Raw genomic sequence first — 19,277 nt, 5'->3', positions numbered from 1 at the left:
CAGATCTGATCGGCAGTCACCGGGCGCTGGCGGGAACGTACTTGTAGCCCACCCGGCGGACGGTGACGATGCCCTCCCGGTGGCGTCCCAACTTCCGCCGCAGCCGCGCGACATGGACGTCCACGGTACGGCCGTCGCCGACGTGGCCGTAGCCCCACACCGCCGAGACCAGGTGGTCGCGGGTGTGCACCCGGTGCGGGTTGCGGGTCAGATGGGCCAGGAGCTCGAACTCCAGGTAGGTGAGTTCCAGCGGCTCGCCGTCGATCCGGACCGTGCGCCGCTCCAGGTCGAGCGAGACCCCGGGCGCCGCCTCGACCACGGCGGCGGCCTCCGGCGCCTCCGGCGCCGCGGTCGCCTCGGGCGCGGACACGGCCGCGGCGGGCACCACCGGCGCCGCGGGCGGCGCCACCCGGGCCGGGACCGCGGTGACGTCCAGCTCGGTGCCGACCGGGACCAGCACCAGGTACCCGACCAGCGAGGCGTCCGGCGCGGCGTCCGGCAGGCGGTAGATGCCCGCCGCGCCGGGCGAGGTCAGCGACAGCGGCGCGACCAGCGACGCCAGGGAGGCAGCGGGCAGCGGCGACGGCACCGCGCGCAGGCGCGGCGCGGTCAGATCACCGGTCAGTGGATCGACCAGGGCAAGCGGGGAGACGTTCGGCATGACGGGACTCGCTTTCGCACAAGGAGAGGACGCGGGAGGTCGTCTGCGCGCGAGCGGTCTTCCAGGGAGCGAGCGAGCCGGTCGGGGCTGAGTGGTTCAGTCCGGGGACTGGGGTTCAGCGGCCGGGTCGGTGCGGCTGGGGACGGTCCTGCGCGCCGGTCGAGCGACAACAGGTCTCGTCGAAGTGGAACGGCTGCCGGGACGGCCAGAACGGTTCGAGGTCGAGGTGCCTCGCTCCCCCGTTCGGGGTTCCGTCGACTGCCAGCAGGTCCATGGGTCCATTGAAGCAGATCCCCTCCGTGCAAGGACAGTCGGGCGGCCCTGCCGCACCGCTTCCGTTCTTATCTGACGGACTGTTAGATACTTCCCTGCGGATGACCGCCCTGGGCCCTCCGCACCCGTCCCGAGGAGCCGCACCGTGTCCTCCGCCCAGGCCCCAGAACCGCCGTCGTCCGACACCGCCCGCAGACCCCCGACCCCGACCGCGCGCCTCGAAGGCGCCTCCAGGCTGCGGATATTCGCCGTCATCGCGGTCGTCGTCCTCTTCGCCGAGATCGCCTCGCTGCAGTACACCATGGTCGCCTCGGCGGCCCGGGACATCTCGCCGTCCTTCCCCGGGGTCGGCGCCAACATCAGCTGGATGGTCATCATCTTCGGCCTGGTCGGCGGGGCGACCACCCCGCTCTTCGGCAAGATGTCCGACCTGTGGGGCAAGCGGCTGATGATGCTGGTCTCCGGAGCGTCCTTCGCCGTCGGCACCCTCATCTGCGCGCTCACCGCCTCCTGGGCGCTGTTCCTGGTCGGCCGCGCGCTGGAGGCGGTCGCCATCACCGCGCCCACCGTGGCGTACGGGCTGTTCCGGGACATCCTGCCGCGCCGCTACATCCCCGCCTCGATCGGCGTGATCGCCACCGGCCTGGGCATGTCCGCGCTGTTCGCGCCGCTGCTCGGCGGCTGGCTGCTGGACCACTACTCCTGGCGCTCGCTGTTCTGGTTCATGCTGATCTTCGTGCTGGTGATGCTGCCGCTGCTGGTGCTGGTCGTCCCCGAGTCGCCGCTGCGGAGCGACCAGCGGCTGGACGTCGCGGGCGCGCTGCTGCTGGCGGTCGGCGTCGGCCTGGTCCTGCTGTACCTGTCGAACGGCGCCGGCTGGGGCTGGGGACGCCCCACCGCCTGGGGCTGGCTGGTCGGCGGCCTGCTGCTGCTGGCGGCCTTCGTCCTGGTGGAACGCCGCAGCAGCCAGCCGATCATGGACCTGGAGCTGCTGTTCTCGCCGAAGGTGCTGCTGGTGCTGGCCGCCGCCCTGTTCGCCAGCATGGTCATCGGGATCCAGGGCTACTCCATCCCGTACATGCTGCAGACCCCCACCCACGCCCAGCTCACCCACCTGGTGCTCGGCGAGGTGGTCTCCGGTTCCGGCGGGCGGGTCACCAGCGCGATGGCCCCGATCCTGCACATCGGCTTCAACGCGCCGCTGGCCTTCGGCCTCGGCGCCAGCCTGCTCGGCTACGGCCTGCACTCGGCGGTGTTCTCCGGCGGCACCGGCATGCTCTCCGGCGGCGGCGCCGGGGAGTGGTCCCGCAAGGTCGGCCCCCGGCTGCCGCTGATCGGCGCCATGGCCACGTTCACCCTGTCCACCGTGCTGTACGCCTACTTCTCGCACTCCGCCTGGCAGTACGCGCTGTTCGCGGTGGTCTTCGGGATCGGCTTCGGCGCGTTCTACGCCTCCGCCCCGAACCTGATCGTGGAGGCGGTGCCCGCCCGCCAACAGGGCATCAGCGCGGGCATGCTGGGCGTCGTGAACAGCCTGGCGACCTCCGTCGGAACGGCGGTACTGACCGCCTGCCTGGCCGCGAACACGCTGAAGTTCAAGGTCACCGTGCCCGGGGTGTCCGCCAAGGTGACCGGCGGCTACTACACCGTGCCCGACCTCTACACCGACGCCGGATACCGCGACGGCCTGCTGATCGCCGCCGGGGCCGGGGTGCTCGGCCTACTGGTCGCGATCGCGATGCGGCACGGCCGCGCCCCCGCCACCGGCGGCGAGGCCAGCGGCTGAGCCCCGCCACCGCGCCACCTACGGAAGGTGCCGGTGGGCGTCGCGGGACGCCGGGACCCGCCGGTCCCGGCGTCGGCGAGAATGGACCGGTCCGACGCCACCGACACCCAGCAGGTACAGATGAGCACCGCCGACACCCTCACCATCAGCACCGCCAACGTGAACGGCCTGCGGGCCGCGACCGGCAAGGGCTACGTCGAATGGCTCGCCGCCAGCCGGTCCGACGTCGTCTGCCTGCAGGAGGTGCGGGCCGAACCCGCGCAGCTCGCCGCACACGTCCGCGAGCCCGACGGCTGGCACCCGCTGTGGGCGCCGTCCGCCGCCAAGGGCCGCGCCGGGGTCGCCCTGCTCAGCCGCACCGAGCCGGAGGCGCAGCGGATCGGCTTCGGCTCGGCGGAGTTCGACTCGACCGGCCGCTACGCCGAGATCGACCTGCCGGGCGTGACCATCGCCAGCCTCTACCTGCCCTCGGGCGAGGTGGGCACCCCCCGCCAGGACGAGAAGGAGCGCTTCCTGGTGGAGTTCCTGGACCACCTCAAGGAGCTGCGGCAGCGCGCCGGCGCCGACGGCCGCGAGGTCGTGGTCTGCGGCGACTGGAACATCGCGCACCAGGAGGTGGACCTGAAGAACTGGAAGACCAACCAGAAGAACGCGGGCTTCCTCCCGGAGGAACGCGCCTGGTTCAGCCGGGTCCTGGACGAGGCGGGCTACATCGACGTGGTCCGCCAACTCAACCCGGAGGGCCCCGGCCCGTACTCCTGGTGGTCCTACCGCGGCCGCGCCTTCGACAACGACGCGGGCTGGCGGATCGACTACCTCCTGGCCACCCCGGGCCTCGCGGCACGGACCGTCTCCGCCGTGGTGGAACGCGCCGCCACCCACCCCGAACGCTGGTCCGACCACGCCCCGGTCACCGTCACCTTCGAGCGGTGACGACTCCGTGCCCCGGCGGCGGCAACGATCGGAGACCGGCCTTGGTCGACCCTCGATCGCTGCCGACCAGGGCGAGCGGCCAAGAACAACTCCCGCATGATTTGACGCTCGGTCAGCGGCCACCGCCGCCCGCACTGTCGGCCCGGATTCCGGGCAGTAGCCCAGGGACGGAACCCAACCCGGAGCCCCGGAGGCGCACATGGACCAGCCCGCATGGCGGCCGACCGCTGACGACCCCTACGGTCCGGTCCGGCCGCCGAAACGCAGCCGGTCGCGGGGCTGCCTCGGGATCGGGTGCGCGACCATCCTCCTCGCCCTGGCCGTCGTCGCGATCCTCGCGGCCATCGGCGGCACCAGGACCACGGTCAAGACCGGCGGCGAGGGCGTGCTCGTCGTCGTGACCACCAGGGCTCAGTACTCGCCCTTGATCACGAAATAGGAGCCGCGGATGACACCGGCCAGTTTCGACTTCTGCCGCGCGAACTTGAAGTGCGGGGCCAGTTCCTCGGGAACGTCCATTCCGTCGGAGAGCTTGAAGCCGACGGCGCGCTTCCCTCCTTCCTCGATGGCGTACATCACGTTGACCGACAGGCCGGACTCGTAGAACACGTAGGCCATCCGCAGACCGTCCACCTCGAAGGAGGTCACTTCGAGTGGGCGGGCGGAGAAGACGATGGCGCGCTCGTCGGCGAGGATGCGGTTCACCCAGTCGAGCGTCTCGGGCTCCTCGGCCGCCGGGCTGACGGTGAGGACGTGACCGTACTTGTTCTTGTAGTAGCGCGCCTCATTGGCGCGCAGCCCCGCGAGGGACTCCGCGACCGGGGAGGATTCCAAGCCGACGGTGGACACGTTCTCGAAGTCGACGACGTACGGCATGGACCCTCCTGATGACGATCTGTCAGGGCGATCGTAGTGGAGGGCTCCTTCCGTCGGGCGCACCCGACGCACCGGCCGGTGCGGTGCGGCCGTTCGCGGCGGCGCGTCAGCCGGTGCCGAGTTCCGCGTTGGCGCGCTCGGTGACCAGGGCCAGCACCCGGCCGGCGGCGGCCAGATCCTCGGCCGGGATGCCGGCGTAGAGCAGGGCGCCGATCTCGGCGCTCTCGGCGGAGGTGCGGTCCCACAGCTCCCGACCGGCGTCGGTGAGCCGCAGCCGGGTCGCCGCCGGGTCCGGCTCCAGCAGCTTCGCGGCGACCAGCTCCTCGATCACGCCGCGCACGGCCGAATCGCCGGTCTTGAGCGAGCTGTCGACGTCGGCGACCAGCTCCTCGCGGTCGACGGACCCGCCCGCTACGGCGACCACCCGCAGTGCCACGCTCTGCTGGAACGTGGCACCGTGGCGCTCCAGCACGCCCTCCAGCAGGGCCCGCGCGGAATAGTGCGCCAGGGCGACGACTCGGCCGTTGACCGTGGGTGCGGTGGTGGTCATGACTGCTCCTTCTCGTTCTCGGGGTACGCATCGGGTGGATCAAGGGGCGCGTCGAGCAGGGTCGTCAGCTCGTGGACGAACTGCTCGGTACGCGGGCCGTCCTGTCCGCCGAGGGGCGCGAGCAGCTGCTCCAGCAGGCCCTGGACCACGGTGATCGCGCGGCCGGTGACGTCGCGCCCCTGCTCGGTGAGCGACAGCTGCATCGCCCGCGGGTCGCCCGGGTCCCGGGTGCGGTCGACGAGTCCGGCCGCCTCCAGCGCGCGGACCAGCTTGGAGACGTACAGCGGCTCCACGCCGGTGGCGTCCGCGAGTCGGCGCTGGCTGGGCCGCTGCCCGGAGCGCGAGAGCCCGTACAGCGCCGCCATCAGCGCGTACTGCGCATGGGTCAGCCCCAGCGGCGCGACCGCCCGGTCGACGGCCACCCGCCACTTCATCGACAGCCGCCAGACCAGGAATCCCGCCGTGGCGCGCTCAGGTGTTGGACTCACAGCCGATACCGTACATGGATATTATGTACATGGCTACTATCAGCTCGAACGGCACCGGCATCTCCGTTCCGCCGCGACGGAGATGCCGGTGGTCCCAGGGCCGCGGGCCCGGCCGGGAGGTCACTGCCAGCGCAGCCAACTCCAGGTGCACGGGCCCACGTTGCCGTTCACGCCGCCGCAGATGCCGTAGGTGGACTGGAGCCACTCCACCGCGGCGAGCGTGGCGGGGCCGAAGCTGCCGTCCACGGCGAGCTGCGCGTGGCCGTTCTCCCAGTACAGGGTCTCCTGGTTGATCAGGTCCTGGATCTCCTTCACCGCCGCCGAGTCGGTGCTCCACTCGTCGGTCTCGGCGGAGCCGTTGTAGTAGCCGCAGTGCCAGCCGATGGTGCTGTTGTAGCCGCACGCGTTCACGGCGTTCACGGCGTTCGCGCCGACCGCGCTGCCGCCCGCCGCCTGGGCCGCCGCCGGCGCGCCGAGGGCCAGGCCGGTGGCCATGAGCGTGGCCGCCAAGGTGGAGACAAGACGCTTGCGCATGTGGACTCCTGGTGTGTGAGCGGTGCGCGAGGCTTTCCCGCACCCCGTGGGCAGTGACGCTGCCCGACCCGGCCCGCGCTGCCCAGGAAGCTCGCCGATCCGCCGGAATCCTGGGACGGCGCCATCCTGACCTGCGGGGACGTCGGCGCACATGACGACGGCGCGGGACGCGCCGACGGTGGGCGAGCGCACCGCGGGGGCAGGTCGGCGGTAAGGAGAGGGTAAGGGGAGAGTAGGGGACTCCGCCCAGCCCCCCGGACTTACAACAAGCTGTTGACGTGGGCGTTCACCGCTCCTATCTTTTCCTCCAAGCGAAAATGTTTTTTCGCATAGCGGAAACTATCCCACTGATGCACGAGGGGCTCGCGACGCTTGGGAGTTGCCCTGCCGCTCCTGGCCACCGGCTTGCTCCCCGTCCCGGCCACGGCCGGGGGCGCACGAGGAGGTCTCGATGAATCTCTCTCCCCGGGAGATCGACAAGCTGTACGTCTACGTGGTGGCCGACCTGGCCAGGAAGCGCCGCGACCGTGGCGTCAAGCTCAACTACAGCGAGGCCGTCGCGCTGATCAGCGAGGCGATCCTGGAGTCGGCCCGGGACGGCCGCACCGTCGCCGAGTGCATGGAGCTCGGCCGCGGGGTGGTGAGCGCGCGGGACGTGATGCCCGGCGTCCGCGCGATGCTCCCGCTGCTGCAGATCGAGGCGGCGTTCGTGGACGGCACCAAGCTCGTCTCCTGCCACGACCCCGTGGGCGCCTGAGTGACCCCGCCCGCGACCGACCCGGCCGGTGGCGTGACCACCGTCCTGGTCGGCGGACACGAGAGCGCGGGCGGACGGCGGCTGCTGCCCTGGGTGGTCGGCGGACACGCCTTCCGCGCCGTCGGCACCGGCCGGGAGCTGGCGGACGCGGTCGAGGAGGCACTGGCCAGGTCCGGCGGTCCGGTCTGCGTGGTGCCCGCGACCCTCGGCCGCGACCCCCGGCTCATCGCCGACACCGCCCGCGCCCTCGGCTGGCTGGCCTGCTCCACCGCCCCCGGAAGGATCGCCCTCACCGAGCCCTTCGGCACCGCCGCGCACCTGGTGGGCTGGCTGCGCGCCGCCGCCGCGCGCGACCAGCGGGTCGGGGCGGGCAGCGCGATGCTGGTCACCGCCCCGGCGGCGGGCCCCTTCGACGACGCCGAGCTGTTCCGGATCGCCCGCCTGGTCCGCCAGTACGGGCGGCACCGGTGGGTGGAGGTGGCCTTCGACGGCGGCGACCCCGGTCCCGGCGCGGGCGTCGACCGCTGCCGCAGGCTCGGCGCCGACCGGGTGCTGCTGGTCCCCGCCGCCTTCGGCCCGCCGACCCCCGAGACCTGGGCGGGGGCGGAGTCGAGCGGATCACTGCTCACCCCGCAGGCGGCGGCCGGTGTGCTGCGGGCCCGGGTGAACGCCGCGCTGCACCGCCTCGGGCACGGGGACGACGGCATCGCCGCCGGGCTCGACGCCGAACACGGCCACGGCCTCGCCCACAGCCACAGCCACCCGCACCGACACATCCACGAATGAGAGCGAGACACCCATGTCAGGCGGAGTCGCCTATCTCTACGGGGAGGACCCGGTCGAGATCAACGCCGGTCGGGCGAAGGCCCGGGTGGTGGTGAGCAACACCGGCGACCGGGCCGTCCAGGTCGGTTCGCACTACCACTTCTTCGAGGCCAACCGCGCCCTGGTGTTCGACCGGGAGCAGGCCTACGGGATGCACCTGGACCTGCCCGCCGGGACGGCCGCGCGCTTCGAGCCCGGCGACACCCGCGAGGTGGAGCTGACCGCGTTCGCCGGACACCGGCGGCTGGTCGGCTTCAGCGGCCTGGTCGACGGCGGCCTCGGCTCGGCCGACACCCGCGCCCGGGCGCTGCGCCGGGCCGCCGAGCGCGGCTTCGGCAGCGTCCGCCCCGCGACCCCGGAGGGCGAGCACTGATGGCGATCATCCCCCGCAAGCAGTACACCGACCTGTTCGGTCCCACCGTCGGCGACCGCTTCCACCTCGCCGACACCAACCTGGTGGTCGAGGTGGAACGGGACCACAACCAGGGCCACTACGGCGACGAGGCGGTCTACGGCGGCGGCAAGGCGATCCGCGACGGCATGGCGCAGGACCCGGCCGCCACCTCGCTCCAGGGCGCGCTCGACCTGGTGATCACCAACGTGGTGCTGCTGGACCCGGTGCTCGGCGTGGTCAAGGGCGACATCGGCGTCAAGGACGGCTTCATCGCCGCCGTCGGCAAGGCCGGGAACCCACGGCTGCAGAGCGGGGTCCATCCGAAGCTGGTGATCGGCCCCGGCACCGAGGTCATCTCCGGCGAGCACCTGCTCGCCACCCCCGGCGGCATCGACACCCACATCCACTTCATCGCCCCGCAGCAGGTGCAGGAGGCGCTGAGCAACGGGATCACCACGTTGATCGGCGGCGGCACCGGACCCGCCGACGGCACCAACGGCACCACCTGCACCCCGGGGCCCTGGAACATCGGCCGGATGTACCAGGCGGTGGAGGAACTACCGGTCAACGTGGGCCTGTTGGGCAAGGGCAACGGCTCGCTGCCGGAGGCCCTGCGGGAGCAGGTCGAGGCCGGCGTCTGCGGCCTGAAGATCCACGAGGACTGGGGCACCACCCCGGCCGTGATCGACACCGCGCTCCGGGTCGCCGACGAGTACGACGTCCAGGTGGCGATCCACACCGACACCCTGAACGAGGGCGGCTTCTACGAGGACACCCTGTCCGCGATCGACGGCCGCACCATCCACACCTTCCACACCGAGGGCGCGGGCGGCGGCCACGCCCCCGACATCATGCGGATCGCGGGCGAGCCCAACGTGCTTCCCTCGTCCACCAATCCGACGCTGCCCTACACCGTCAACTCGGTGGACGAGCTGCTGGACATGGTGATGGTCTGCCACCACCTGAGCCACGACATCCCGGAGGACGTCTCCTTCGCCGACAGCCGGGTCCGGGTGGAGACCATCGCCGCCGAGACGGTGCTCCACGACGAGGGGGTGATCAGCATCTTCTCCTCGGACTCGCAGGCGATGGGCCGGATCGGCGAGTCCTTCGCCCGGGCCTTCCAGACCGCGCACCACTGCAAGGACCAGCGCGGCAAGCTGGACGGCGACAGCGAACGCAACGACAACCAGCGGGTGCTGCGCTACCTGGCCAAGCTGACCATCAACCCGGCCATCGCCTCCGGCACCGCCGACTACATCGGCTCGCTGGAGCCGGGCAAGCTCGCCGACATCGTGCTGTGGCCGGTCCACTCGTTCGGGGCCAAGCCCAAGCTGGTGATCAAGGGCGGACTGATCAACTGGGCGCTGATGGGCGACCCCAACGCCTCGCTGCCGACCACCCAGCCGATCTACTACCGGCCGATGTACGGGTCGATGGGCCGGGCCCGGACCGCGACCCGGGTGTCGTTCATGTCGCAGGCCGCCGTGGACCGCGGCGTCCCGGCCGAACTGGGGCTGGACAGCCGGGTGCTGCCGGTCCGGCACTGCCGCACCGTGGGCAAGCAGCACATGGTCCGCAACGACGCCACCCCGCTGATCGAGGTCGATCCGGAGACCTACCGGGTCACCCTCGACGGGGTCCCGGCCACCATCGAACCGGCCCGCACCCTCCCCCTCAACCAGCTCTTCTACCTCGCGTGAACAGCGACCCCGACGGCGACCCCGACGGCGGACTGGACGCCCTGCTGGTCGGCCTGCAACTGACCGACTCGGCGTTCCCCAGCGGCATGTACACCCTGTCCCACGGTCTGGAGGGGTTCGCCCAGGCCAGGGCCGTGGACCAGGACAGCATGCCGCTGCTGCTGGCCGACCTGCTGCGGCACTCGGTCGGCCCGGCCGACGCCACCGCGCTGGCGCTGGCCCACCGGGCGGCCACCGCGGCCGACTGGGACGCCCTGGTGGAGGTCGACCAGCGGCTGTACGCCACCAAGCTCAACCGCGAGCTGCGCCAGGCCTCGACCCGCACCGGACGGCAGCTGCTGGACACCGCCGTACTGGCGCTCGACCCCGCGCCCGGTACCGGTCCGCTGGGCCGGTACGCCGGGCTGGTCACCGACCGGCGGACGCCCGGCTGCCAGCCGGTCGCCGTCGCGGTGGTGCACGCCGCCAACGGCGTGCCCGTCGCGCGGGCGGTGGCCGCCGACCTGTTCGCCTTCTGCTCCAGCTTCGTCGGGGCCGCGCTGCGACTGCGGCTGACCGACCACCGCCGGGCGCAGGTCACCCTGCGCGCCACCGCGCCGGTGATCCGGGAGGTGACCGCCGCCGCACTGGCCCGGGAGCTGCCGGACCTCGGCGGCTGCGTCCCGCTGGCGGACGTGATGTCGGCCCGCCACGAGCGCGCGGAGGCACGGATGTTCGCGACCTGAGCCCGCACCGACCCAGCCGTACCACCCCCACAGGAACGAAGAAGGAAGCAGAAGATGGCGGACAACGTGCTGCGCGTCGGCATCGGCGGCCCGGTGGGCTCCGGGAAGACCGCGCTGATCGAGGCCCTGGTACCGGTCCTGCTGGCCCGGGGCCGCCGACCGGCGGTGATCACCAACGACATCTACACGCAGGAGGACGCCGAGCACGTCCGGCGCAGCCTCGCCGGGCTGCTGGCCCCCGAGCGGGTGGTCGGCGTGGAGACCGGCGCCTGCCCGCACACGGCGGTCCGGGACGACCCGACGATGAACCTGGCCGCCGGGGCGGAGCTGCTGGAGCGGTTCCCCGATGTCGACACCCTGGTCTACGAGTCGGGCGGCGACAACCTGACGCTGACCTTCAGCCCGATCCTGGTCGACATGTTCTGCTTCGTGCTGGACACCGCCGAGGGCGAGAAGATGCCGCGCAAGCGCGGTCCCGGCATCACCGACTCCGACGTGCTGGTGATCAACAAGATCGACATCGCCCAGTACGTCCGCACCGACATCACGGTGATGGAGTCGGACGCGCACCGGGTCCGCGAGGGTCGGCCGGTGGTGCTCACCAACAGCCTCACCGGCGAGGGGATCGAGCGGGTGGTGGACCTGCTGGAGTCCTACCGGCGGATCCCGGCGTGACGGTGCACCCGGGCCCGCAGCGGCTGACGCCCGCCCACTACCAGCCGGTCCGGGTACCGCCCGAGGTGCTGCGGCACTCCGGCCGTCCGGACACCCTGGACGTGGGCAGCCCCGGCAAGGTCGGCCTGCTGGAGCTGGGATTCGAGCAACTTGGCGGCAGGACCGAGCTGGTGACGCACTATCAGAAGTCACCGCTGCAGATCATGCGGCCGCTGTACGTCGATCCGGCCCGGCCGGATCTGGCTGTCACCTATCTGATGTCCACCGGGGGCGGCATCGTCCAGGCCGACCGACTGCGCACCGATCTGCGCTTCGGCGCCGGGACAGCCGCCCATGTCACCACCCAGGCCGCCACCAAGGTCCACCGGATGCGCGCCGACTACGCCACCCAGCAGGTCCTGATCACGGCGGAGCCGGGCAGTTACGTCGAGTACCTGCCCGACGCCACCGTCCTCTACGCCGGATCCCGGTTCTACCAGCGGACGGTGATCACGCCGGCGGAGTCGGCCACGGTACTGGCCGGGGAGACCGTCGCGGGCGGGCGGCTGGCGCGCGGCGAGCGCAACGCCTACCAGGTGTTCGCGTCCGACCTGGAGTGGCGGCGTCCGGACGGGCGGCTGCTGGCCGTGGACACCGTACGGCTGGAGCCGGGTGCCCAGGGGGTCGACGGACCGGCGGTGCTGGCCGGGCACGACCTGATGTCCACCTTCTACGCGGTCACCCCGCTGGCACCGGCCGCTGCGGTCGCCGACACGCTGCACGCGGCCCTGGCCGACAGCGGACTGGCGTTCGGCGTGAGCGTGCTGCCGGACGACGCCGGGGCCTGGCTGCGGGTCCTCGGCAGCGACTCCCCCGCCGTCACCGCCGCCGTCCGCCGGGCCTGGGACGCCGTCCGCCGGCTGCTGCTCGGCGTGCCCGCCCCGGACCTGCGCAAGTGCTGACCCGCGAGCCCGACCACCCCGCTCATCCCTTCCGATCCGACGAGGAGAGACCCGCGCATGCCCCACGCTCTTGATACGGGCAACACCGCCTGGCTCATGGCGAGCACCGCGATGGTGCTGCTGATGACGCCCGGCCTTGCCTTCTTCTACGGCGGCATGGTCAAGACCAAACACGTCCTGGTCATGCTCAAGATGAGCTTCGTCTGCCTGGCCATCGTCACCGTGCTGTGGGTGGCGATCGGCTACAGCCTCGCCTTCGGCCCGGACGTCGGCGGCTGGGGCCTGATCGGGAGCCCGGCGGACGTCTTCATGCACGACGTCGGCATGACCAGCCTGCACGGCAGCATCCCGACCGTCATCTTCTCCACCTTCCAGATGGCCTTCGCCATCATCACCGTCGCCCTGATCAGCGGCTCCATCGCCGGTCGCGCCACCATGCGCGGCTGGCTGTGGTTCGTGCTGGCCTGGACGCTGTTCGTCTACGTGCCCATGGCGCACTGGGTGTTCGACCCGAACGGCTGGGTCACCGCGCACCTGGGCGCGCTGGACTTCGCGGGCGGGCTCCCGGTCGAGCTCAACTCCGGCGCGGCCGGGCTCGCGGTCGCGATCGTGGTCCGCAAGCGCCGCGACTTCGAGCGGGAGACCATCCGGCCGCACAACCTGCCGCTGGTCGTGGTCGGCCTGGCGCTGCTGTGGTTCGGCTGGTTCGGCTTCAACGCCGGTTCCGCGCTGCAGGACGGCGGCACCGCGCCGATGGCCTTCCTCAACACCCAGCTCGCCGCCTGCGGCGCGATGGTCGGCTGGCCGCTGATCGAGAAGTGGCGGCTCGGGCACGTGGAGATGCTGGGCGTGGCCTCGGCCGCGGTGGCCGGGATGGTCGCGATCACCCCGGCCTGCGGCGAGGTCTCCCCGATCGGCGCGCTCACCATCGGCTTCGTCGCCGGGGTGGTCTGCGCCTTCGCGATCAACCTCAAGTACCGGATGCGCTACGACGACACCCTGGACGTGGTCGGCGTGCACGGCTGGGGCGGCATCGTCGGCGTGCTGGCCATCGGCCTGTTCGCGACCACCCGGATGAGCGGCAGGAAGGGCTTGTTCTACGGCGGCGGGGTGGACCTGCTGTGGCGCCAGGCGGTGGCGGTCCTCGCCTGCGGCGCCTTCTCCTTCGGGATGACCTGGCTGATCGCCAAGGCGGTCGAGCGCACCGTGGGCTTCCGCGCCGCCGAGGACTACGAGGACGTCCCCGGCGAGCAGGAGGAGCAGGCGTACGACGACGAGACCATCGCCGAGATCCGCAGGCGGCTGGTCGAGGCCCGGGTGCCGGTCGCGGCCGGGTCGGTCGGCGCGCCGTCGGCGGCCACCGGCTCCGACTCCGAGCTGCTGGCCGAGATCCGCCTGGTGCTGGAGCGACGGGAGCAGGAGAAGTGACCCCGTTCGACACCGGCGACTCCGCCTGGCTGATGATGGCCTCGGCCATGGTGCTGCTGATGGCGCCGGGGCTGGCCTTCTTCTACGGCGGCATGGTGAAGACCAGCCAGGTCATCGCCATGCTGAAGATGTGCTTCGTGTGCGTGGTGCTGGTCAGCATCATCTGGTTCGCGGTCGGCTACACCCTCGCCTTCGGCGGGGACGTCGGCGGGCTCGGGCTGATCGGCAACCTCGACCACGCCTTCATGTCCGGCGTCGGCCTGGACAGCCGCACCGGCGACACCCCGACCGTCAGCTTCTCGGTCTTCCACATGTCCTTCGCCATCGTGACGGTCGCCCTGATCAGCGGCTCGGTCGCGGGCCGGGCCCGGATGAACGGCTGGATCGCCTTCGTCTGCGCCTGGACGCTGCTGGTCTACGTGCCGATGGCGCACTGGGTGTTCTCACCCGGCGGCTGGGTGTTCAAGCAGGTCGGCGCGGTGGACTTCTCCGGCGGCACGGTGGTCGAGCTCAGCTCCGGCGCGGCCGGTCTGGCCCTGGCCCTGGTCGCGGGCAGGCGCGAGGACTTCGAGCGGCGGCCGATCCGGCCGCACAACCTGCCGCTGGTGGTGATCGGCCTGTCGCTGCTCTGGTTCGGCTGGTTCGGCTTCAACACCGGTTCCTCGCTGGGGGTTCCCGGAGCGGCGGCGATGGGTGTCTTCAACACCCAGATCGCGGCCGGTGCGGCGATGGCGGGCTGGGCGGCCACGGTCTACTGGCGGACGAGGCAGGTCGGTCTGCTGGACATGTGCATGGGCGCGGTCACCGGCATGGTCGCGATGACCCCGCTGGCCGGTGGCGTCTCGCCGATGTGGGCCGCGATCATCGGCTTCCTGGCCGGTCTCAGCTGTGCCTTCGCGATCAGCTGGAAGTACCGTTTCGGCGTCGACGACACCCTGGACGTGGTCGGCATCCACGGCTGGGGCGGGCTGTTCGGCATGGTGATGGTCGGCCTCGCCGCGACCGGCGCGATGACCGGTAGGAAGGGCGTGTTCTACGGCGGCGGCTGGGACCTGCTGGGCAAGCAGCTGGTCGCGGTGCTGGTGCTCGGGCTGTTCTCGTTCGCGATGACCGCCGTGATCGGCAAGGTGGTCGACCTGACGATCGGGCTGCGGCAGCCCGGCAACGCGGGCGAGGAGCACGAGCAGGTCTACCAGAACGACTGGGACGCGCAGTTCAAGGAGATCGCGGACGCCCTGCGCGGCGTCGGCGCGGGCGCCGACAGGCCGGAGGAGGACGCCGGCGCCCTGCTCGACCAGATCCGCCGGGTGATGGCGCAGCAGCCCGGCCGGAACCGGGAGCGCGGCGGCCCGGCCGACTGACCGCCGCGGTGGGCTGCCGGGGGTCGGTCGGCAGCCCACCGCGTCCCCGACGGTCAGGGCCGCGGCGCGTAGGTGTGCCGCAGCCGCCGCAGGAAGAAGCCGGCGAACCGGGCGAGCGCCGCCGCCCCGGCCGGTCCGGTGGTCCGCAGCGTGGTCAGCTGCCGCAGGAAGTCCGAGAAGCGCAGCCGCAGCACGCCGGTGGCCAGCGGCGTCCGGTCCGCGTCGGCGGTGTGCCCGGACAGCAGTCGGACGCTGAGGGTGGTGGTCTCCTTCCACAGCCGCAGCGGCGCCGCCTCGGTCAGCTGCTTGGCGCCGGACAGGGTCAGCGGACGGCCGCCGCTGTCGTGGAAGTGCAGCAGGTAGCGCAGCGTGCTGGCGCGGCCCGGACCGTACGGCGCGAACAGCCGGACCTGGCCGCTGCTCACCGGACGCCGCCCGCCCAGCTCCGGCGCGTCGATCCAGCCGTCGGCGCGGGCCTCGTGGTCCGGGTCGTCGAGGAAGGCGTGCAGGTCGTCGACGGTGACGGTGACCCGGAACGCGAGTGGCGCGAGCGCGCTCACCGGCGTCCGCCGGTAGCTGCCGCGCATCTCCTCGGTGAACTGCAGCGAGGTCCGCGGGGCCGGGGGCGGCAGCACGGCGGGCGCGGGGGTCGGGGTGTCGGAGTCGATCAGGTGGTCGCACATCCGGTCGGCCAGCGCGGCGATGGTGAACGAGGGGTTCGCGCCCACCGGTCCGGGCAGCGCGGCGCCGTCGGCGATGTACAGGCCGGGGTGGCCGTGCACCTCGCCGTACCGGTCGCAGACGCTGCGCTGCGGGTCGGTGCCCATCGCGGCCCCGCCGCAGGGGTGCACGGTGACGGCCCGGTTGGTGGCCTGCCACAGTGCGTCGTCCACATAGCGTCCGCCCATCTGCTCGGCCAGCTGCCGCATCGCGGTGCGCATCCGCTCGAAGTAGGCGCTGCTGCCGGCGGTGCTCCAGGTGGCGTCCAGCTGGCCGTCGCGCAGCCGCAGAGTGCCGTCGGGCTGGTCCCGGCCCATGCCCAGCAGCATCATGGTGGCGCTGTGCGGCAGCCCCTCGCCGAACAGCCCGGCGACGTCGGCCGAGATCCGCCCGGGGGCCGCGCCCCCGGCCCGGCCCAGCAGCTGCCGGAGGGTGAACTGCCCGGCGCGGCCGATGAACTGGGCGCCGCGCGCGGACTCGACCATCCACTGGACGAACTGCGGGTAGCCGCCGTCCTCGATGTAGCCGCCGCGGGAGTCGGCGCCGTGGCCCGTGCCGTCGAGGGCGTCCGGGAGCCGTACCGCGCCGGTGATCACCGGTCCGCGTTCCGGCCGCAGCGGGTGCTCGCGGCTCTCCCGGCGCGGGCGGACGCAGAAGCCGAAGTGGTCGCCGTTGCCGCTGAACCGCCGCCCCAGGGCGGGGCCGAGGCCGGGCAGGTGCCGTCGCGAGGCCAGCAGCAGCTGGGTGGTGCCCAGGGTTCCGGCGGCCAGGACCAGCCGGGCGCCGACGATGCTGCCCCGCTGCGGCGGGGCCCCCGGGTCATCCGGCCGGTGCACCACGTAGTCGACCCGGTAGCCGCCGCCGGGGTGCGGGCGGACGGTCCTGACCTCGTGGTGGGTCCGCAGGTCGGCGCCCAGGGCGGCGGCGGCGGACAGGTAGGTGTGGTCGAGGCTGTTCTTGGCGCCGTCGTTGCAGCCGAAGTTGCACTCGCCGCAGAGGCGGCAGGTGCGTCGGGCGACGCCGTGCAGGTTGCCGTACTCGGCCTCGGCCAGGGTCACCCCGAGGGCCGGTTCGGCCCCCGGCTTGGGCGCGAAGGAGACGGCGAGCGGCGGCAGTTGGAACTCCAGGCCGAGGGCCCGGGCGGCGTCGCGCAGCGCGTGGGTCTTCGGGGTGTCGGCGTACGACGGGTGGTCCAGCGGGTAGGGGGTGGCCCCGATCATCCGCTCCACCGCGTCGTAGTGCGGCTCCAGGTCCGCGCGGGAGACCGGCCAGTGCTCGTAGCCGCCGCCGGGGACCGGCTGGTGGTCGACGAACCAGTGCTCGTCCTTGCGCAGCAGCACGTTGGCGAAGAGCAGCGAGCCGCCGCCGAGGCCGCTGGCCACCAGCGCGTCCAGGCCCCGGAAGCTCCACATCTCGAACACGCCGTGCCGTCCGGCCGGGGGGTCCCAGAAGACGTCGGCGGCCTGGTCCGGGGTGCGGCCGAAGCTGCCGGGCGGGTAGGCCCGGCCCCGTTCCAGCACCACCACCGACTGTCCGGCCTCGGTCAGCCGGTAGGCGGCGACGGATCCGCCGAAGCCGGAGCCGACGACCACGGTGTCCACGTACTCGGGTGCGTTCGCACTCATGTCAGCCCGCCTGCCGCTTGAAGAAGTCCACGACCGTCGGGAACACGTCCAGGTGGGCGTTGCGCCCGATGATCGGGTCGAGGTGGCCGTAGCCGGGGGCGATGGCCAGCTCGTGGCGGCCCGGCGCGCGCCGGGCGAACTCGCGGTGGCAGCGCACGTTGGAGTCGAGGAACACGTTGTTGCGGTCTCCGGTGAGGTACAGGTGCGGGGTCTCCACCGGCAGCGCCTCGCGCAGGTAGTCGCCGGGCAGGCCGCGGTGGCGCGGGTCGGCCGGGTCGCTGCGGACGGCGTGCCCGGCGTCGATGATCCGGCGGACGTGCCGGTGGTAGCCGAGGCCGACCGGGCCGAGCAGGTCGGCGATCCGGTCGTGGGTGACCGGGTCCAGCTGCTCGTGGCTGTACAGGGCGGGCCAGCCGGTCCCCCAGCTGAAGCTGATCAGGTGGCAGGCGCGGTTGTCGCACTCCGGGTGGACGGCGCTGACCAGCCGGGACAGCGCCCGGGTGGGGGTGCACCGGGTGCCGCGCCAGCAGCGCGGGTCGAGCGAGGGGATGCCCAGGTGTTCGGCCAGGGCCGGGCCGAAGCGAATCTTCCAGCGCGACCAGGAGGGCACCCGGACCACCAGGCTGACGCTGTTGGCGACCACGCTGGTGATCCCGTCGAAGGCGCCGCCGAACAGTCCCATGGCGAAGGACATCGAGCCGAGGCAGTGCGCGAAGACGTGCAGCCGCCGGTCGCCGATGTGTCGGCGCAGCTCCGCCAGCGCGGCCGGGTAGTCGAAGCGGGCGAGGTCGTCCAGGCTCTGCGGACCCGGCTCGGTGTTGTAGGGGAAACGATTACTCATGCGCGAGTCAAGGGTCCACACCTCGCCGAAGCCGTGGTCGAGCAGGTATCCGGCGAGGTTGCGCTGCTCGGGCATGAGGTAGATGTCGCTGGACGAGGTGAGCCCGTGCACCAGCAGGACGACGTCCTCGCGTTCGGCCCGGCTCCGGCGGCGGAACCGGGTCAGCAGCAGGCTGAGGCCGTCCTCGGTGGCGAACGGGTGCAGGCTCACCTCGGCGTCGGGCACGCCGGAGGTGGTGCCGCGCGGGATCGGTGATGGCTTTCTGGTCATCAGGGCACTCCACAGGGGTACGGGGGGACGCGGGGGGCGGTGCCGCCGCGCGGCGGCACCTGGGGCGGCGGGCGGCCGGGGGCCTCAGCGGGTCGCCCGGTGGGCCTCGGCCAGTTGCTGGAAGGACTGGGCGGCGCCGGTGCGGCGCTGGACCCGCTCGGCGAAGCCGGGGAACTGCCCGGCCACGGCGAGCAGCAGCCGCAGCTCGATCGGGGCGACGGTCAGTTCGGCCCGGTCCCGTTCGACGGCTCGGACGACGGCGGCGGCGACCCGCGCCGGGGAGACGGTACGGAGCAGGGCGGGCGCGGTGGCGCCGGAGGCGGCGAACATGCCCGCGTCGGCGACCGCCGCGGGCTGCACCACCGAGACGCCGACGCCGCTGCCGTGCAGGTCCTGGCGCAGGCCCAGGGCGAAGCCCCGGAGCCCGAACTTGGCCGCGTTGTAGAGCGAGGCGCCCGGGTGGGCTGCCTTTCCGGAGATGGAGCCGACGAAGACGAGGTGTCCGCGCCCGGCCGCCAGCATCGCCGGGGCGAGCAGCCGGGCCAGCAGCGCCGGGGCGCGCAGGTTGACCGCCAGCGACCGGTCCAGCTGCTCGGGCGTGTACTCCAGCAGGTCACCGAAGGCGGGCAGTCCGGAGCAGGTCACCAGTACGTCCACCCCCGCCGCGGCCTGGGCCAGTCGGCCCACCTGAGCCGGGTCGGCCAGGTCGGCGGCGTGGATCCGGGCGGTGAAGTCGCCCGCCAGTACCGCGAGCTCCGCCTCGTCCGGGCCGGAGAGCAGCAACGATGCGCCACAGGACGCGAGTTCGGCGGCGACGGCCCGACCGATGCCGCCGGTGGCGCCGGTGAGCAGGACAGTGGATCCAGCGAGCAGCAACGTTTCTCCTTCTGTCGCCGAGACATCCGCCAGGC

At 72.6% G+C, this 19,277-nt stretch carries 21 protein-coding genes; 12 read left to right on the top strand and 9 right to left on the bottom strand.

All coding sequences use genetic code 11. The annotated features are described in order from the left end of the window. Window positions 1-16 precede the first annotated feature (16 nt). Window positions 17-661 carry a winged helix-turn-helix domain-containing protein gene (locus GXP74_RS12005; protein ID WP_182451469.1) on the bottom strand — a complete coding sequence of 215 codons (645 nt, stop codon included), beginning with the start codon at window positions 659-661 and terminating at the stop codon, window positions 17-19. 115 nt (window positions 662-776) lie between these two features. Continuing rightward, complete coding sequence (locus GXP74_RS12000) at window positions 777-935, bottom strand: hypothetical protein (RefSeq protein ID WP_182451468.1); 159 nt, start codon at window positions 933-935, stop codon at window positions 777-779. Between the two features lie 144 nt (window positions 936-1,079). On the opposite strand from GXP74_RS12000, the gene GXP74_RS11995 reads away from it, so the two are divergent. From GXP74_RS11995 to GXP74_RS11985, 3 genes are all read left to right on the top strand, one after another. After that, window positions 1,080-2,720, top strand: coding sequence for an MFS transporter (locus GXP74_RS11995; RefSeq protein ID WP_182451467.1), 1,641 nt, complete (start codon window positions 1,080-1,082; stop codon window positions 2,718-2,720). Between the two features lie 120 nt (window positions 2,721-2,840). Further along, window positions 2,841-3,653 carry an exodeoxyribonuclease III gene (locus tag GXP74_RS11990; protein WP_182451466.1) on the top strand — a complete coding sequence of 271 codons (813 nt, stop codon included), beginning with the start codon at window positions 2,841-2,843 and terminating at the stop codon, window positions 3,651-3,653. A gap of 199 nt (window positions 3,654-3,852) precedes the next feature. After that, window positions 3,853-4,092: a hypothetical protein gene (locus GXP74_RS11985; protein ID WP_182451465.1), complete on the top strand. Its 240-nt coding sequence runs from the start codon at window positions 3,853-3,855 to the stop codon at window positions 4,090-4,092. Here GXP74_RS11985 and GXP74_RS11980 read toward each other — a convergent pair. The 4 genes from GXP74_RS11980 to GXP74_RS11965 all read right to left on the bottom strand — a co-directional run bounded on the left by GXP74_RS11980 (window position 4,065) and on the right by GXP74_RS11965 (window position 6,101). Then, window positions 4,065-4,529, bottom strand: a complete 465-nt coding sequence (locus GXP74_RS11980) for a phage tail protein (RefSeq protein ID WP_182451464.1) — start codon at window positions 4,527-4,529, stop codon at window positions 4,065-4,067. The two genes, GXP74_RS11985 and GXP74_RS11980, sit on opposite strands and share 28 nt — an antisense overlap. 106 nt (window positions 4,530-4,635) lie before the next feature. Continuing rightward, window positions 4,636-5,079, bottom strand: coding sequence for a winged helix DNA-binding protein (locus GXP74_RS11975; protein WP_182451463.1), 444 nt, complete (start codon window positions 5,077-5,079; stop codon window positions 4,636-4,638). Continuing rightward, a complete protein-coding gene (locus tag GXP74_RS11970) occupies window positions 5,076-5,567 on the bottom strand; it encodes a MarR family winged helix-turn-helix transcriptional regulator (protein ID WP_370468413.1) in 492 nt (163 codons plus the stop codon). The genes GXP74_RS11975 and GXP74_RS11970 overlap by 4 nt, the downstream gene beginning before the upstream one ends. A gap of 120 nt (window positions 5,568-5,687) precedes the next feature. Then, window positions 5,688-6,101, bottom strand: coding sequence for a peptidoglycan-binding protein (locus tag GXP74_RS11965; RefSeq protein ID WP_182451462.1), 414 nt, complete (start codon window positions 6,099-6,101; stop codon window positions 5,688-5,690). Window positions 6,102-6,552: 451 nt separating this feature from the next. Here GXP74_RS11965 and GXP74_RS11960 point away from each other — a divergent pair, with 451 nt between their 5' ends. Genes GXP74_RS11960 through GXP74_RS11920 form a run of 9 tightly spaced genes read left to right on the top strand, consistent with a single transcriptional unit; the run spans window position 6,553 to window position 14,910 of the window. Then, window positions 6,553-6,858, top strand: coding sequence for an urease subunit gamma (locus tag GXP74_RS11960; protein ID WP_182451461.1), 306 nt, complete (start codon window positions 6,553-6,555; stop codon window positions 6,856-6,858). Beyond that, on the top strand, window positions 6,859-7,644 hold the full coding sequence (locus GXP74_RS11955; protein ID WP_182451460.1) for a sirohydrochlorin chelatase: 786 nt from the start codon (window positions 6,859-6,861) through the stop codon (window positions 7,642-7,644). Between the two features lie 13 nt (window positions 7,645-7,657). Next, complete coding sequence (locus GXP74_RS11950; protein WP_182451459.1) at window positions 7,658-8,056, top strand: urease subunit beta; 399 nt, start codon at window positions 7,658-7,660, stop codon at window positions 8,054-8,056. Beyond that, on the top strand, window positions 8,056-9,780 hold the full coding sequence (gene ureC / locus GXP74_RS11945) for an urease subunit alpha (protein ID WP_182451458.1): 1,725 nt from the start codon (window positions 8,056-8,058) through the stop codon (window positions 9,778-9,780). Before GXP74_RS11950 ends, ureC begins: the two co-directional genes overlap by 1 nt. Further along, window positions 9,777-10,505 (top strand): urease accessory protein UreF, encoded by a 729-nt coding sequence (locus tag GXP74_RS11940; RefSeq protein ID WP_225447869.1) that lies wholly within the window; start codon window positions 9,777-9,779, stop codon window positions 10,503-10,505. The genes ureC and GXP74_RS11940 overlap by 4 nt, the downstream gene beginning before the upstream one ends. Before the next feature lie 54 nt (window positions 10,506-10,559). Next, complete coding sequence (gene ureG / locus GXP74_RS11935; protein WP_182451457.1) at window positions 10,560-11,180, top strand: urease accessory protein UreG; 621 nt, start codon at window positions 10,560-10,562, stop codon at window positions 11,178-11,180. Then, a complete protein-coding gene (locus tag GXP74_RS11930; protein ID WP_225447868.1) occupies window positions 11,177-12,121 on the top strand; it encodes an urease accessory protein UreD in 945 nt (314 codons plus the stop codon). The genes ureG and GXP74_RS11930 overlap by 4 nt, the downstream gene beginning before the upstream one ends. Window positions 12,122-12,178: 57 nt before the next feature. Beyond that, window positions 12,179-13,549: an ammonium transporter gene (locus tag GXP74_RS11925; RefSeq protein ID WP_182451456.1), complete on the top strand. Its 1,371-nt coding sequence runs from the start codon at window positions 12,179-12,181 to the stop codon at window positions 13,547-13,549. Continuing rightward, window positions 13,546-14,910 (top strand): ammonium transporter, encoded by a 1,365-nt coding sequence (locus GXP74_RS11920; protein WP_225447867.1) that lies wholly within the window; start codon window positions 13,546-13,548, stop codon window positions 14,908-14,910. Before GXP74_RS11925 ends, GXP74_RS11920 begins: the two co-directional genes overlap by 4 nt. A 53-nt stretch (window positions 14,911-14,963) precedes the next feature. Here GXP74_RS11920 and GXP74_RS11915 read toward each other — a convergent pair whose 3' ends face one another. From GXP74_RS11915 to GXP74_RS11905, 3 genes are all read right to left on the bottom strand, one after another. Further along, complete coding sequence (locus GXP74_RS11915; RefSeq protein ID WP_182451455.1) at window positions 14,964-17,255, bottom strand: GMC oxidoreductase; 2,292 nt, start codon at window positions 17,253-17,255, stop codon at window positions 14,964-14,966. A 1-nt stretch (window position 17,256) separates the two neighbouring features. Beyond that, window positions 17,257-18,366, bottom strand: a complete 1,110-nt coding sequence (locus GXP74_RS11910) for an alpha/beta hydrolase (protein WP_182451454.1) — start codon at window positions 18,364-18,366, stop codon at window positions 17,257-17,259. Window positions 18,367-18,450: 84 nt separating this feature from the next. Further along, window positions 18,451-19,242, bottom strand: a complete 792-nt coding sequence (locus tag GXP74_RS11905; RefSeq protein WP_182451453.1) for an SDR family oxidoreductase — start codon at window positions 19,240-19,242, stop codon at window positions 18,451-18,453. Between the last annotated feature and the right edge of the window lie 35 nt (window positions 19,243-19,277).

Origin of the sequence: Streptacidiphilus sp. P02-A3a, from assembly GCF_014084105.1 — a bacterium.
GTDB lineage: Bacteria > Actinomycetota > Actinomycetes > Streptomycetales > Streptomycetaceae > Streptacidiphilus.
The sequence above is the reverse complement of the archived record's forward strand: the minus strand, read 5'-3'. Positions and strand labels throughout refer to the sequence as shown.